The 14,815-nt window shown below is 48.7% G+C and carries 15 protein-coding genes; 14 read left to right on the top strand and 1 reads right to left on the bottom strand.

All coding sequences use genetic code 11. The features are described 5' to 3' along the window. Positions 1-147: 147 nt before the first annotated feature. The 6 genes from sufC to KNO90_RS03095 all read left to right on the top strand — a co-directional run bounded on the left by sufC (position 148) and on the right by KNO90_RS03095 (position 6,348). Positions 148-909: a Fe-S cluster assembly ATPase SufC gene (sufC, locus tag KNO90_RS03120; protein ID WP_214742399.1), complete on the top strand. Its 762-nt coding sequence runs from the start codon at positions 148-150 to the stop codon at positions 907-909. 12 nt (positions 910-921) lie between these two features. Then, a complete protein-coding gene (sufD, locus tag KNO90_RS03115) occupies positions 922-2,190 on the top strand; it encodes a Fe-S cluster assembly protein SufD (protein ID WP_074036358.1) in 1,269 nt (422 codons plus the stop codon). A 1-nt stretch (position 2,191) separates the two neighbouring features. Beyond that, positions 2,192-3,412 carry a cysteine desulfurase gene (locus tag KNO90_RS03110; protein WP_215112974.1) on the top strand — a complete coding sequence of 407 codons (1,221 nt, stop codon included), beginning with the start codon at positions 2,192-2,194 and terminating at the stop codon, positions 3,410-3,412. After that, positions 3,402-3,836 (top strand): Fe-S cluster assembly sulfur transfer protein SufU, encoded by a 435-nt coding sequence (gene sufU, locus KNO90_RS03105; protein ID WP_026825487.1) that lies wholly within the window; start codon positions 3,402-3,404, stop codon positions 3,834-3,836. Before KNO90_RS03110 ends, sufU begins: the two co-directional genes overlap by 11 nt. Positions 3,837-3,855: 19 nt before the next feature. Further along, positions 3,856-5,253 (top strand): Fe-S cluster assembly protein SufB, encoded by a 1,398-nt coding sequence (sufB, locus tag KNO90_RS03100; RefSeq protein WP_214741549.1) that lies wholly within the window; start codon positions 3,856-3,858, stop codon positions 5,251-5,253. Positions 5,254-5,364: 111 nt separating this feature from the next. Continuing rightward, positions 5,365-6,348, top strand: coding sequence for an L-lactate dehydrogenase (locus KNO90_RS03095; protein ID WP_215112973.1), 984 nt, complete (start codon positions 5,365-5,367; stop codon positions 6,346-6,348). Positions 6,349-6,383: 35 nt separating this feature from the next. Here KNO90_RS03095 and KNO90_RS03090 read toward each other — a convergent pair whose 3' ends face one another. After that, positions 6,384-7,766, bottom strand: coding sequence for an alanine/glycine:cation symporter family protein (locus KNO90_RS03090; protein WP_214741546.1), 1,383 nt, complete (start codon positions 7,764-7,766; stop codon positions 6,384-6,386). Positions 7,767-7,858: 92 nt separating this feature from the next. Here KNO90_RS03090 and KNO90_RS03085 point away from each other — a divergent pair, with 92 nt between their 5' ends. The 8 genes from KNO90_RS03085 to KNO90_RS03050 all read left to right on the top strand — a co-directional run bounded on the left by KNO90_RS03085 (position 7,859) and on the right by KNO90_RS03050 (position 14,809). Continuing rightward, positions 7,859-8,131: an acylphosphatase gene (locus KNO90_RS03085; RefSeq protein ID WP_214741545.1), complete on the top strand. Its 273-nt coding sequence runs from the start codon at positions 7,859-7,861 to the stop codon at positions 8,129-8,131. Between the two features lie 204 nt (positions 8,132-8,335). Then, on the top strand, positions 8,336-9,655 hold the full coding sequence (gene brnQ / locus KNO90_RS03080) for a branched-chain amino acid transport system II carrier protein (RefSeq protein ID WP_214741544.1): 1,320 nt from the start codon (positions 8,336-8,338) through the stop codon (positions 9,653-9,655). Positions 9,656-9,760: 105 nt separating this feature from the next. Beyond that, positions 9,761-10,942: an MFS transporter gene (locus KNO90_RS03075; RefSeq protein ID WP_214741542.1), complete on the top strand. Its 1,182-nt coding sequence runs from the start codon at positions 9,761-9,763 to the stop codon at positions 10,940-10,942. Positions 10,943-10,953: 11 nt separating this feature from the next. Further along, entirely contained in the window at positions 10,954-11,799 is an 846-nt protein-coding gene (locus tag KNO90_RS03070) for a DUF72 domain-containing protein (RefSeq protein ID WP_214741540.1), read from the top strand. A 9-nt stretch (positions 11,800-11,808) separates the two neighbouring features. Continuing rightward, positions 11,809-13,155 (top strand): bifunctional metallophosphatase/5'-nucleotidase, encoded by a 1,347-nt coding sequence (locus tag KNO90_RS03065; RefSeq protein WP_215112972.1) that lies wholly within the window; start codon positions 11,809-11,811, stop codon positions 13,153-13,155. Between the two features lie 48 nt (positions 13,156-13,203). Beyond that, positions 13,204-13,572: a YutD family protein gene (locus KNO90_RS03060; protein WP_047795125.1), complete on the top strand. Its 369-nt coding sequence runs from the start codon at positions 13,204-13,206 to the stop codon at positions 13,570-13,572. Between the two features lie 158 nt (positions 13,573-13,730). Continuing rightward, entirely contained in the window at positions 13,731-14,036 is a 306-nt protein-coding gene (locus tag KNO90_RS03055) for a hypothetical protein (protein WP_215112971.1), read from the top strand. 101 nt (positions 14,037-14,137) lie between these two features. After that, positions 14,138-14,809, top strand: coding sequence for a DUF975 family protein (locus tag KNO90_RS03050; RefSeq protein WP_215112970.1), 672 nt, complete (start codon positions 14,138-14,140; stop codon positions 14,807-14,809). The last annotated feature ends 6 nt before the right edge of the window (positions 14,810-14,815 follow it).

Here is a 14,815-nt window from a genome sequence, read left to right as displayed (position 1 = left end):
CTTTTATCATTCTATTGAGAATGAATTCTAAGGTGAGTCGCTTGAAATAAAAAAATGACTAGTCTAAGATTAGAATATATCTAATCTACGCCATTCACTATGGCGAGAAAATACGGAAGGGGTATCCGAATGTCTAACGTACCACAAATGAAAATTGATGACCTCCGCGTCTCAATCGAAGGAAAAGAGATTGTCAAAGGTCTTAACCTAGAAATTAAAGGTGGCGAAATTCATGCCATCATGGGTCCGAACGGGACTGGTAAATCAACACTCGCATCAGCACTCATGGGTCATCCACTTTATGAGGTCACTGGGGGAAGCGTCGAATTAAACGGCGAAGATGTCCTCGAAATGGAAGTCGACGAGCGCGCACAAGCAGGGATGTTCCTTGCGATGCAATACCCGGCTGAAATCAGTGGCGTGACAAACGCGGACTTCTTGCGTTCAGCAATCAACGCACGTCGTGAAGAAGGTCAAGAAATCTCGCTCATGAAGTTCATCCGTGAACTCGATGCGAAGATGGAACTTCTCGAAATCCCTTCAGAAATGGCACACCGTTATTTAAACGAAGGATTCTCAGGCGGTGAGAAGAAACGTAACGAAATTCTTCAAATGATGATGATTCAACCGAACATCGCCATCTTGGATGAAATCGACTCAGGTCTTGATATCGATGCCCTTAAAGTCGTTGCCAAAGGCGTCAACGAAATGCGTTCAGAAGAGTTTGGTTGCTTGATCATCACGCACTACCAACGTCTCCTCAACTATATCGAACCAGACTTCGTACACATCATGATGGAAGGTAAAATCGTCATGTCTGGTGGCAAAGAGCTCGCACAGCGACTCGAAGCAGAAGGTTACGACTGGGTGAAGCAAGAACTCGGAATGACAGTAGACACAGAAGCGTAAGGAGGCTGTACGATGACCGTACAATTTGAATTGGATGCACAAGCGTTGTCGGCACGTGCAGAAGCGCTCGGCGGACCAGCATGGATGGTCAACCGTCGTAAAGAGGCAGCAGAACTTGCGCCGACACTTGCTTTGCCAAAAGTTGAAAAGATTAAGATTGATAAATGGGACTTTACAGCAGGAGATGTCGAGCTCGAACAAAAAGACGGTTTGACAGCAGATATCGAATCACTCCTCGGAGACCACCGGACAAACGTGCTCGTTGAACGCAACGGTCATGTCGTCTACAACGAATTATCGATGCCAGAAGGCGTCTTGTTCATGGGAATCAAAGAAGCGATGGAGCAACATCCTGAGCTCGTTGAGAAATACTTCATGACTGAAGGCGTACGTGTCGATGAAGAGCGTCTTTCGGCGTTGAACGCTGCCCTCACAAACGGTGGTGCGTTCATCTATGTACCGAAAAACACGCAATTGAAAGATCCGCTTCAGGCGATTTTCACGATGGAACAGGCGAACGGTGCCCTCTATCACCACACGATTCTCGTCGCAGACGAAGGCAGTGAAGTGACATACATCGAAAACTTCCTTTCTGGCACGAACGAACCGCACACGGTCAACGTCGTGACGGAAGTATTCGCTGGAGAGAACGCGAAAGTCGTCTTCGGTGGTGTCGATCAGCTCGCTGAATCAGCACTTACGTTCATGAACCGTCGCGGTGTCGTCTATGCGAACGGTCGCCTCGATTGGGCGCTCGGTCACATGAACGACGGGAACTCGGTCGTCGAGACGAAGACTCACCTCGTCGGCGACAACACGTATTCAGATACAAAAGCTGTGACAATCGGTCGCGGTGCACAGAAACAAAACTTCAACATCCGTACCGACCACTTCGGGAAAGCATCTGAAGGGTTCATCTTGATTCACGGTGTCCAAAAAGACGCAGCCACTGCAATCTTCAGCGGGACATCGATGATTCACCACGGTGCGTCAAAATCGAACGGTGTTCAAACAGAGCGCGTCTTGATGCTCTCTGAAAAAGCACGTGGGGATGCCAACCCGATTCTTCTCATCGATGAAGATGATGTTATGGCAGGTCACGCAGCATCGGTCGGTCGTGTCGATGATGTTCAATTGTACTACTTGATGAGCCGTGGATTGTCTCGCCAAGAGGCAGAGCGTTTAATCATCCATGGATTCTTGACGCCTGTCGTCGAAGAACTCGCAATCGATTCGGTCAAAGACCGTCTCCGCGAAGTCATCGAAGGGAAAGTACGTTAAGATGTTGAACGCCTCGATTCGTGAACAGTTTCCGATTTTAGATCAGGAAATCAATGGACACCCGCTCGTTTATCTTGATAGCGCGGCGAGCTCACAAAAGCCGCTCGCTGTCATCGAGGCGATCGAGGACTATTATCGTCGCAACCATTCGAACGTGCATCGTGGCGTCCATACGCTCGGGACGCAAGCGACGGATGCGTATGAAGGAGCGCGCGAACGCGTCCGCTCATTCATCCATGCGGCGGTTCCTGAAGAAATCATTTTCACTCGTGGGACGACGACGGCCATCAACTTGGTCGCATCGAGCTACGGGGATGCGAATGTCGGTGAAGGCGACGAAATCGTCCTCACTCCGATGGAACACCATGCGAACTTGATTCCGTGGCAACAACTCGCCAAACGTAAAGGCGCGACGCTTCGATACGTCGAACTCACGCCGGATGGACGTGTCACACTCGATGCCGTTCAAGCGGTGTTATCAGACCGGACGAAGATCGTCGCGATGAGTCACGTCTCAAACGTACTCGGTACGATTAACCCGATTGCCGAAGTCGCGCGACTCGCGCATGAAAAAGGTGCCGTCATGGTCGTCGATGCCGCACAAAGTGCACCGCATCGTAAACTTGACGTCCAAGCACTCGATTGTGACTTCCTTGCCTTTTCTGGACATAAGATGCTCGGACCGACTGGAATCGGTGTCTTATACGGGAAGAAACAACTTCTTAAAAACATGGAGCCGGTGGAATTTGGTGGCGAGATGATCGACTATGTCGATTTGTATGAATCGACGTGGAAGGACATCCCGTACCGTTTCGAAGCTGGGACACCGATTATCGCCGGAGCGGTCGGACTTGCGGCTGCCATCGACTTTTTAGAAAAAATCGGTCTTGAGAACGTCGAAGCACACGAACGTGAACTCGCGTCTTACGCGATTGAACAGATGAAAACGATTGAAGGGATCGAGATTTACGGTCCTGAAGATCGCGTTGGTCTCGTCACGTTCAACTTGAAGGACGTGCACGCGCACGACCTCGCGACCGTTCTCGATATGCAAGGCATCGCGGTTCGTGCCGGTCATCACTGTGCACAACCACTCATGCGTCTTTTGAAGCAATCATCGACGGCACGGGCGAGCTTCTATTTGTACAACACAAAAGAAGAAGTCGACCGCTTCATCGAGGGATTACGTCAAACGAAGGAGTATTTCAATTATGAGTTTTAATAATCTCGACATGTTGTACCGCCAGGTCATCATGGATCACTATAAAAACCCAAGAAACCGCGGCGTCATCGAAGATGGCGTGACGGTGGACTTGAACAACCCGACGTGTGGGGACTCGCTTCGTCTTCAACTACAAGTCGAAGACGACATCGTTAAAGATGCGAAGTTCGAAGGGGAAGGCTGCTCGATCAGTCTCGCCTCGGCATCGATGATGACCCAGATCGTCAAAGGAAAAACAGTAGAAGAGGCGCTTCAACTCGCCAACATCTTCTCTGAAATGGTTCAAGGAAAAGAGTACGACACGGATACGTTTGACCTCGGTGATATCGAGGCGCTCTCAGGCGTATCGAAATTCCCGGCTCGAATCAAGTGTGCCACGCTCGCGTGGAAAGCGCTTGAAAAAGGAGTAGACGAGGACGCGTAAGGAGAAGGAGGAGACCGATATGGCAAAGAATATGCCGGAAATTGGCGATTATAAATACGGCTTCCATGATCGGGACGTTTCGATTTTCCGTTCAGGCCGCGGCTTGACGACAGAAATCGTAGAAACGATCTCGCGTATGAAAGAAGAGCCACAATGGATGCTCGACTTCCGTTTGAAGTCGTTGGATCACTTCAACAAGATGGCGATGCCGACATGGGGCGGAGACCTCTCGGCACTTGATTTCGACGAAATCACGTACTATGTCAAACCATCTGAAAAGACAGAACGCTCATGGGACGAAGTACCAGAAGAAATCAAGTTGACGTTTGATAAGCTCGGTATCCCAGAAGCAGAGCAAAAATACTTGGCAGGTGTCTCGGCTCAGTATGAGTCTGAGGTTGTCTACCACAGCATGCAAGAAGACTTCGAAGAAAAAGGTGTCATCTTCAAAGATACCGACACAGCACTCAAAGAAGACGAAGAGATCTTTAAAGAGTACTTCGGGAAGTTGATCCCGCCGACGGACAACAAGTTCGCGGCTCTCAACTCTGCTGTTTGGTCGGGTGGCTCGTTCATCTACGTACCAAAAGGCGTGAAACTCGAGCAACCGCTCCAAGCCTACTTCCGTATCAACTCGGAAAACATGGGGCAGTTCGAGCGTACGCTCATCATCGTCGACGAAGGCGCATCGGTTCATTACGTCGAAGGATGTACGGCACCGGTCTATACAACGAACTCGCTTCATTCAGCGGTCGTTGAGATTTTCGTCAACAAAGATGCATACTGCCGTTACACGACAATCCAAAACTGGGCGAACAACGTCTACAACTTGGTAACGAAACGTGCAGTCTGTGAAGCGGGTGGATCAATGGAGTGGATCGATGGAAACATCGGCTCGAAGCTCACGATGAAATACCCGGCTGTCATCTTGAAAGGGGAAGGCGCACGCGGGATGACACTCTCAATCGCCCTCGCTGGTAAAGGACAGCACCAAGACGCTGGCGCGAAAATGATTCACCTCGCACCAAACACGTCGTCGTCTATCGTCTCGAAATCGATTTCGAAACAAGGCGGAAAAGTATCGTACCGTGGAATCGTCCACTTCGGCCGTAAGGCGAAGGGCGCGCGCTCGAACATCGAGTGTGACACGCTCATCATGGACAACGAGTCAACGTCAGATACAATCCCGTACAACGAAATCTTGAACGACCAAGTGTCACTCGAGCACGAAGCGAAAGTCTCAAAAGTGTCAGAAGAGCAACTCTTCTACCTCATGAGCCGTGGAATCTCGGAAGAAGAAGCGACAGAAATGATTGTAATGGGCTTCATCGAGCCATTCACAAAAGAATTGCCAATGGAATATGCGGTCGAAATGAACCGTCTCATCAAATTCGAGATGGAAGGTTCGATTGGATAATTGCTTGAATAACGGACTCCCTGTAAAAAGGGGTCTGTTTTTTTTGTTATGTCCATGCCGTATGTAGGGTATGCTAAATAAGAGAATGATTCATGGAAAGGAAGGATCTACATGACACGTATTCCGCATAAAGATGATATTGACCCGAAAGATATCACTCGCATCGCAGTCATCGGTGCGGGGTGGGTCGGAGTCAGTTTTGCTTATCAATTATCGACAGCAGCCCTTTGCGAGGAGCTCGTCCTGATCGACTCGAATCATGCCAAAGCAGAAGGGGAGGCAATGGACCTGAATCATGGGATCTCGTTCGCCCCGACACCGGTCCGAATCTGGGCAGGGGGTTACTCGGATTGTAAAGACGCAGACATCGTCGTCATCACGGCAGGAGCTGCACAAAAACTCGGCCAAACACGGATGGACCTCGTCGAGCAAAACGCGAAAGTCGTCCGCACCGTGACACAAGACTTGATGAAGAGTGGATTTGACGGCATCTTAGTCGTCGCGACGAACCCGGTCGATGTCATGGCACACGTCGCTTGGAAAGCATCGGGTCTACCGAAAGAACGTGTCATCGGGTCAGGGACCGTCCTCGATACGGCGCGACTCCGTTACAAGCTCGGAGACTATTTCGAACTGTCGCCACGAAACTGCCACGCTTATTATATGGGGGAACATGGCGATACTGGATTTGTCGCATGGAACAACGCGCGCATCTATGGAAAGAGTATCGATGAACTGTTGGCAGAGAACGAAAAGTATCAGTTTGAGGACTTGGAATCCATCTATACAGATGTACGCGACGCTGCTTACCAAATTATCGAGTATAAGAGTGCCGCTTATTATGCGATCGGGGTCGGCTTGCTACGTATCATCCGGGCCATCGTTCGAAATGAAAATTCCGTCGTCACGATTGGGGCTCATTTAGACGGCGAGTATGGGGCGACTGACGTGCATATCGGTGTACCGGCCTTGATTGACCGGAGCGGCATCCGCAAGATTATCGAGATTGAATTGACGGACGAAGAACAACAGAAATTTGATGCCTCCGTACAAGCCATCAAAGCTGGAATCGAGAAAGTTGAACCGGCATCCTAAAAAAGATCCGACTGCGTGAGCAGTCGGATTGTTGGTTAAGACGCCTCTTCCTCGGCGATATCTTTCTTATAGTACTTCTCGGACGTGAAGAATTCGGTCGTCAATCGTTTCACTTCACCACTTAGAAGCAAGACGGCAATCATGTTCGGGATAAGAATCATCGCGAGCATCAAGTCAAGGAAGTTCCAAATCATTTGGGCGCCTCCAATTGAACCGATGACGATCGAGCCGATATAGACGGCTTTCATGATTTTTCCTGCCGTCAAACCGAACAAGTACTCGGCTTGTCGCGAGCCGTAAAAGATGATGACGATGATGGTCGATAGCACAAAGAAAATGAGCGAGACGGTGACGAGTAGGCTTCCTGTGTAACCGAAGTATTCATTAAAAGCGATCGTCGTTAAGGCCGCTGGGTCTTCCATCGCACCGTCTGCAGTCCAGACACCTGAAGATAAGACGACGAAGGCAGTCGTGCTACAAATGATGAGCGTATCGATGACGATGCCGATGACGGCCCAGAACCCTTGACGTACCGGATGATCCGTCTGTGCAGCGGCATGGGCGATCGGCGCTGTTCCAAGACCCGCTTCGTTCGAATAGAGTCCACGGGCAAACCCCCAACGAATCGTTTCGGCAACGGCGGCTCCGGCAAATCCACCAAACGCGGCCATCGGTTCGAACGCGTACGAGAAGATGAGACTGAGAACGTTTGGAATCTCAGAGATGTTCATCAAGACGATGACGAGTCCGGCTCCGACATAGACGAGTGCCATGCCGGGAACGACAACCTCGGTCACTTTCGCGATGCGCTTCAGTCCACCGAAAACGATAATACCGACAAGAATGGCGACGACAATCCCGGTGATGAGCGTGTTCCCATTGAACGTCTCGCGGACTGCCGAGCTGACAGCGTTCCCTTGTACCATGATACTCGGGATGAGTTCGATCATGAGGGCGAAGGCGAACCAAGTCGCAAGCCATTTCCAACGAAGTCCTTTTGAAATGTAGTAGACAGGTCCCCCGACGAATTCGCCGGCGTCATTCTTCTCACGATAGTGAACGGCCAGGACGCTCTCTGAGAACTTAATGGCCATGCCGATGATGGCGATGACCCACATCCAGAAGATGGCACCCGGTCCCCCGAACATGATCGCTGCAGGTACACCGATGATGTTCGCGGCCCCGACTGTTGAAGAGAGCGCTGACGTTAAGGCTTGTCTAGGGCTTATATCGCCTTCACCTTTTGGCTTTTTAAAGATGCTACCGAACGTTTGCTTAAATATGTAGATGGGATAACGAAACTGAAAGAAACCGAGCTTGATGGTGAGAAACACACCGGATAAGACGAGTAACGAGATGATTGGCACACCCCAAAGCCAGTCGGAGACCTTCGTGACAAGATTAATAACATCATTCATATAACCACTCCAATTCCATTATTTTACTTAAATACTGTTTCCTAAAGTAAGGACCTCTAAACATCTTTGTCAAAATAAAGGAGGAATGTAGAATGAGAGTCGCTAAACAGTTGATTGTATCTGGACGTGTCCAAGGTGTCGGGTTTCGATACTTTTCACAAGAGACCGCTCACCAATACGGAGTCAAAGGATGGGTGCGCAATCTTAGTGACGGGACGGTCGAACTTCATGTTGAAGGCACACATGAAGACATCGAGTCATTTCAAAAAGCTTTACAAGACGGCAATCGTTTCGTCGGCGTCGAGCGAATTGACGAAGCGAAGGCAGATGATCAAGGATTCCGTAAGTTTGATATCCGTTATTAACCGCTTACATCTCCCTACGTGTGAAAGGGAGATTTTTTTGTGAAATCCACACTTCTAAAAAATAAACCTCGAATTTTGGAGATAGGGTGGTCAAATGATAGGAAGTGTGTATAATGGAATAGACCAAGCGATATATTGTCAGAAAATTTAGTTATTATTTTTTTGTTAAGTCGTTCGGAATATCAAGTGTATGGAGGTAGTTGTATGAAAAAATCGACATTGTTCCCGTTAGCGTTTACGATTTTTGCTTTATTCTTTGGGGCCGGGAACTTGCTGTTCCCACCAGAGCTCGGCGCCTTGGCGGGGGAAAACCTCGTACCGGCGATGATCGGGTTCGTCATTACGGGTGTCGGTTTACCGCTTCTTGCTTTGTTCGCAGTCGCTCGGGTCGGTGGCGGAACAGATCAAATTGCTCGTTATATTCCAAAGCGTCTCGCTCTCATCTTGACTGGATTGATGTATGTGGCCATCGGACCATTCTTCGGAATCCCGCGTACGGCCGCTGTCACGTATGAAATGGGACTCGTCCCGTTTCTTGATGCTCCATCAACTTTGACACTTGCGATGTGCTCGACCGTCTTTTTCGGGTTGACGTTCTTCTTGACACTTCGCGCTCAAAAGTTAATCGAGGTCATTGGACGCATTATCACACCAATCCTCTTGTTCTTGCTTGCCGCGATTGGAATCACAAACCTCGTTTCACCTCTCGGGGAGCCAGGAGCTCCAGCAGAAGGATTTGAGACATGGGTCGGTGCACTCGGTCAAGGTTTCCAACAAGGTTATTTGACGATGGATGTATTCGGGGCCCTCGTATTTGGGGCAATCGTCCTCGTCACGTTGAAAGCCAATGGATTGAGTGACCAAAAAGAAGCGTCTTCACTCCTTCGCTCTGCAGGGATGCTCGCCGTTACTTGTTTGATGCTCGTCTATATCTCGCTCGGTTCAATCGGTGCGAACATGACAGTCGCAGAAGGAACGACGAGTGGTGCAAGCCTTCTTCAAGCGTTCGCTGGTACGTCTTACGGACAAGTCGGAATGCTCGCGCTCGGGTTAGCGGTCTTCCTCGCTTGTTTGACAACAGCAGTCGGACTCATTTCAGAGTTCTCACGCTTCATCAGCAACCAGTTCGCTTCACTTAAGTATCATCATGTTGTCATCGCGACAACGTTGTTCGGCTTTTTGATTTCACTCGTCGGCTTGAGCTCGTTGATTCAAATCGCCGTGCCGCTTCTCACACTCCTCTATCCAGTCATGATTGCCCTCGTGCTCGTATCGGTGACGGAACGTCTGCAGCGCAATCCTGGAGTGGCGATGAAGGCAACAATTTATATGGCGCTCGTTCTCTCGTTCTTTGAAACGTGGAACGGCATCCAGCCATCTTCGGCAACTTCTTGGATTGGAAGCTTGCCAATGTCGGATATCGGACTTGCTTGGGCCGTTCCAACGATGATCGTGTATGCGATCACGCTCCTCCTTCCGAAGAGCGCGAACGAAGAGTCTTTAGCTCAATCCCGCATCTCATAAGTCAAGCCCATCCTTTGGTCGAGGATGGGCTTTTTTCTGTCTTATTGTTTGCCCATATGTGAGCTCAAACAGTAAAATGAAGAGGTGAAAAGGGAGTGACGTGTATTGACGACAAAACAAAAAAATCAATTGGCGATCCTTATGTTAAATATGTTTATCGCCGTGGCCGGGTTTGGGATTATCATTCCAATTATTCCGGATTACTTAAAGATGATTGGCGAAGGAGGGACGGCGGCGGGACTCATGATTTCCGTATTTGCGGGAGCTCAGCTCGTCATGTCACCAATTGCCGGGAAATGGGCGGATGTGTATGGTCGCCGTCTCATGATTATTCTCGGACTGATCGGATTCACCATCTCGATGGGTGTCTTCTATCTTTCGGATAACTTATCGATTTTACTCGTGTCACGTGCCATCGGTGGTGTCGGGGCTGCGCTCTTGATTCCTGCCATCTTTGCGTACGTAGCAGATATCACGACACTCGAGCAGCGAGCACGTGGGAACAGTTATATTTCCGCGGCAATGTCGCTTGGAATCGTAGTCGGACCAGGAATCGGTGGGTTCTTTGCAGAATTCGGCTTGAAAACTCCGCTACTCGTTTCGGCCATCGTCTCATTCGTCGCCGTAATTTCTTCGGTTCTTCTACTTAAAGAGCCTGACCGAGCTCCTTACGTGGCACCAAAAATCAAAGAATCGTTACCGACACAACTGGTCATGTCGACACGAAAACCATATTTCTTCGTATTAATCATCAACTTGGTTATGGCGTTTGGTCTGATGGCGTATGAATCGGTACTTGGGCTCTATGTCAGTGAGATGTTCAGTGCGACACCACAAGAGATTGCCATTATGGTAACCGGAACGGGGATTGTGAGTGTCATCGTTCAATTGTTTGCGGTGGACCGTCTCGTCGAATGGTTGGGAGAGGTCAAGGTCGTTCTTGCCTTCATCGCACTCGCTTCTTTTGGTTTCTTGTTGTCCTTATTTGCGGGGACTTATATGCTCTTCTTCGCAGTGACACTCGTGATTTTCTTATCGACATCTATTTTACGACCGGTGTTGAATACGCTCGTGTCGAAACTGGCTGGTAATGAGCAAGGTCTTGCGATGGGGATGAATAATGCGTATATGAGTATTGGGAATATTTTAGGACCGACACTTGCGGGGATTGCCTTTGATATCGATATGCGTTATCCGTTCGTCATGGGACTCGTCCTGTTACTCGTCACGTACGCAGGAACTTGGAATTGGTCGAAACGGAAAGCATCTGCCATTTCAGAGACATAAAGGAGGACGTTATGATTTACGTAGGTGTGACGGGGTGGGGGGACCACGATTTATTATATACGACCCCAGAAGAACGAAAACATAAATTAGCGACGTATGCGGGACATTTCCCGACCGTCGAAGTCGATTCGACCTTTTATGCGATTCAGCCTGTCAGGAATTTTGAAAAGTGGGATGCTGAAACACCGGATCACTTTCAATTCATTGTGAAAGTTTCCAGGGAAATGAGTGGGCACGACCGTGAACCAAAAACACCTTTGATTGAGTTGTTTGAGCGTTATCGTGTTTCTGTCGACCCGTTGAAGCAGGCAGGGAAGTTACGTGCCGTGCTCGTCCAACTCCCTCCTTGGTTCGATGTGTCAAAACCACATCTTGACTATTTGCGAACACTTCGTTCGGAGCTCGCCGATTATGAAATCGCCATCGAGTTCCGGAATCCGACCTGGTTCTCGGAAGCATTTCGGGATCGGACGCTTCAATTTTTAGTGGAACAGCGGTTCATCAATACGATTTGTGATGAACCACAGACGAAAGAGAGTAGCATCCCGTTCGTACCAGTCGTCACACATCCAGACGTGGCGGTCGTTCGCTTACATGGGCGGAATACATCAGGCTGGCTCAAGAAACCGGGAATGACGAGTCAGGAATGGCGACATGTTCGTTGCCTGTACCGATATAGCGAGGAAGAATTACAGGAGCTCGCGACCTCGCTTCGCGAGATTGACCACGAAGCGAAAGAAGTATATGTATACTTCAACAATAACTCGGCGGGAGACGCGGCACCGAATGCCAAGCGCTTGATTGAAATTCTTGGACTCGAATATGAACTCGCACCAAGACAAATCAGTTTGTTTTAGAAAGAAGGAATGGCCGTGACGAAACTTACTATTTTTCACTATAATGATCTTCACTCAAAGTTCGACCAATGGCCGAAACTTGTTTCATTTTTAGAGAAACATCGAACTGACCAAACACTCTATTTCGATTTGGGGGACCATGCCGATCGTACCCATCCCGCTACTGAAGTGACGCGTGGGAAGTTGAATGTTCGTCTACTCGAACAACTTCGTCCGACAGCCGTCACGATTGGTAACAATGAAGGCATCACGTTTCCACATGATTGGCTCGCGGAGCTATATGAAGATGCGACGTTCCCGATTTTACTTGGAAACGTATATGAATCGGACGGGTCGCGACCAGACTGGGTCGACGAGACGCTTGTTCTTGAACAAGATGGATTGAAAATCGGTTTGTTTGGGGTGACTGCTCCGTATGAAGAGTTGTATCCCGAACTCGGTTGGCAAATCGAATCACCTGTTGCGGCTACAGAGCGGGCATTGCATCAACTTGCTGGATGTGATGTGATTATCGCACTTAGTCATCTCGGTTATTATGCGGATGAACGTTTGGCGAATCGGTTCCCAGAAATCGATGTCATTCTTGGTGCGCACACACATCACGTCTTGGATGAAGGCGTGACAATGAACGGCGTGTTGATTGCACAGGCCGGGAAATATGGAAAGTATGTCGGTGAAGTCACACTTACACTGGATGAAACAGGTGTGACGACAAAAGAAGCACGTCTCCACGAGTTATCCCATCAGGATGACAGTGTAGATACATTGGCTTTATTAGATTCAGAAGGAGCAGAAGCCGAGCGGCTCCTCGATATCACGATTGCGGAGACAGACGGATACGCTTCCGATTGGTTCGGTCCTTCTCCACTTGCTGATCTACTGGTGGAAGGCATGACGGATTGGTGTGAGGCTGATGTCGGAATCATTCCATCCGGTGTCGTGCTTGAAGGGCTCGCTCCCGGCAAGGTGACACTAAACATGTTGCATCGAATCTGTCCGCATCCCATCAACCCATGTCTCTTAACACTTGACGGGAAGACGTTAGCACGTTTTCTAAACGATGCGAGTGAAGACACGTTTACGAACATGCATGTGAGAGGGCTTGGATTCAGAGGGACAGTGCTCGGCGAACCGAGTCTTTATCAAATTGAACAACGCGACGGTCACTACTACGTAATGGGGGAACCGTTGAACCCGAATCGCACGTACCGTGTCGCGACGGTCGATATGTTGACGTTCGGTCCGCTCCTCCCGTATTTGGCAGATCAACCGAAGCGATATTTCATGCCTGAACTGTTGCGGGATGTGCTACGAGAAACCATCGTTTCTCGCCATGAAGTGATTCGAAAAGGATAGAGCGGTTCGCATTTGACATGCTATGATAACAGAGTGGAGGTGGAAGCGATGATTCGAGTGAATCGCCACGGATATACCGTTTTAGAAGAGAAGCGTGACGGATTTGATGAAGAAGCGTTTATCGCAAGGTATAGTGACGTGCTTGATAAATACGACTATATTGTCGGCGACTGGGGACACGGACAGCTGCGTTTGAAGGGGTTCTATGAACCGCAATCAAAGTTAGCGACGTATGAGAACCGGATTGATCACGTGATGGACTATGTATACGAGTATTGCAACTTTGGATGTCCTTATTTCGTTTTGAAGAAAGAAACGGAAATCAACGAAGAAGAGAGTGGTCCCGTCTTTGGGGGGACGAAACAAAAACTGAAGTTGAAACGAAAGTTCAACAAGACCGATGAATCAAATGTGTGAAGTGCTGAGCCGTCAGCACTTTTTTTATTACATTTGATTTCCAAATATTTCGTTTAGGTAAAAAGTCGTAACTTCCGGTTTTGAGGTTGGAAAAATGTGATAAATTGTCATTAAGGATAGTTTCGTCGTTTTTGGTTTTAATCAGTGAGGTGATTTGGATGCAACATGTACAAACGACCGTCGGGGATCGGGATGACGTCCATAATCGAATTCATAATTTCGGACTCGGGATATTGGCCATGTTCTTTTTTGGCTTCCATATTATGATGACCTTTTATTTTACGGCGGCAGTCATTCTATTTGAACTCATTCATGTGTTGGTCGTCCGTCGCTTTGAATATGGCCATTCGTTCTTACGAAGCCGCGTCTTCAAAGTCACATCTCACCTTGTGTTATCACTCGGGGTGTTGTTATTGATCTTATCTATGTCTCAGTTCTTTTTAGGAAATGTGATGATTCGCTAAGCGGGAAGGGAAAATCCTTTCCCTTTTTTTATGAATTTTTGAAACGTATTTTAGTCTTTTCACGTACACTATAGAAAGACTATGAAAAAGGATGGATTACTATGAGATCTGAATGGAAACAACATGCACGACACGCCTTGAAAGGAAAATGGTGGCTGATGGCCGGGTTGGCACTCTTGTTCCTCATCATCAATGGAATTCCACAATGGTTCGCTCCTGAAATGGATCCGAACTCACCGGAAGCCTTCACATCGACAGACGCTACGTTAAGTTTCGTGTCGACCATTCTTCAAATCTTGATTGCTCCCCTTGCCATCGGTTGGTCATGGCTCGCGCTCGGCGTATCACGTGAAAAGGGTGCATCCCTCTCGACGATGTTTAAACCGTTCCAAACACGTTACGTGAAACATGTCATCACGTCATTTGTGATGAGCCTCTTTATCGTATTATGGACATTGTTATTAATTGTACCTGGAATCATCAAAGGGTTCTCGTACTCGCTGACGCCGTATATCTTACGCGATCAGCCTGAGCTATCCGCACTCGAGTCGATCACGGAATCACGCCGTCTCATGGACGGGCACAAGATGGAAGCGTTCATGCTCTTCTTGTCGTTCTTCGGGTGGTTCCTCGTCGGGATTTTGACACTCGGAATCGGGTTCTTTTTCATCGGACCTTACTTCTCGACGACGTATGCGACGTTCTACGATTCGATTCGCGACAACCAAGTTGGTTCGGACGAGCCGGTGCACGGAACGGAACAAGGCTTCTAATTAACA

It is taken from the genome of Exiguobacterium sp. s63 (assembly GCF_018617335.1).
GTDB lineage: Bacteria > Bacillota > Bacilli > Exiguobacteriales > Exiguobacteriaceae > Exiguobacterium.
The sequence above is the reverse complement of the archived record's forward strand: the minus strand, read 5'-3'. Positions and strand labels throughout refer to the sequence as shown.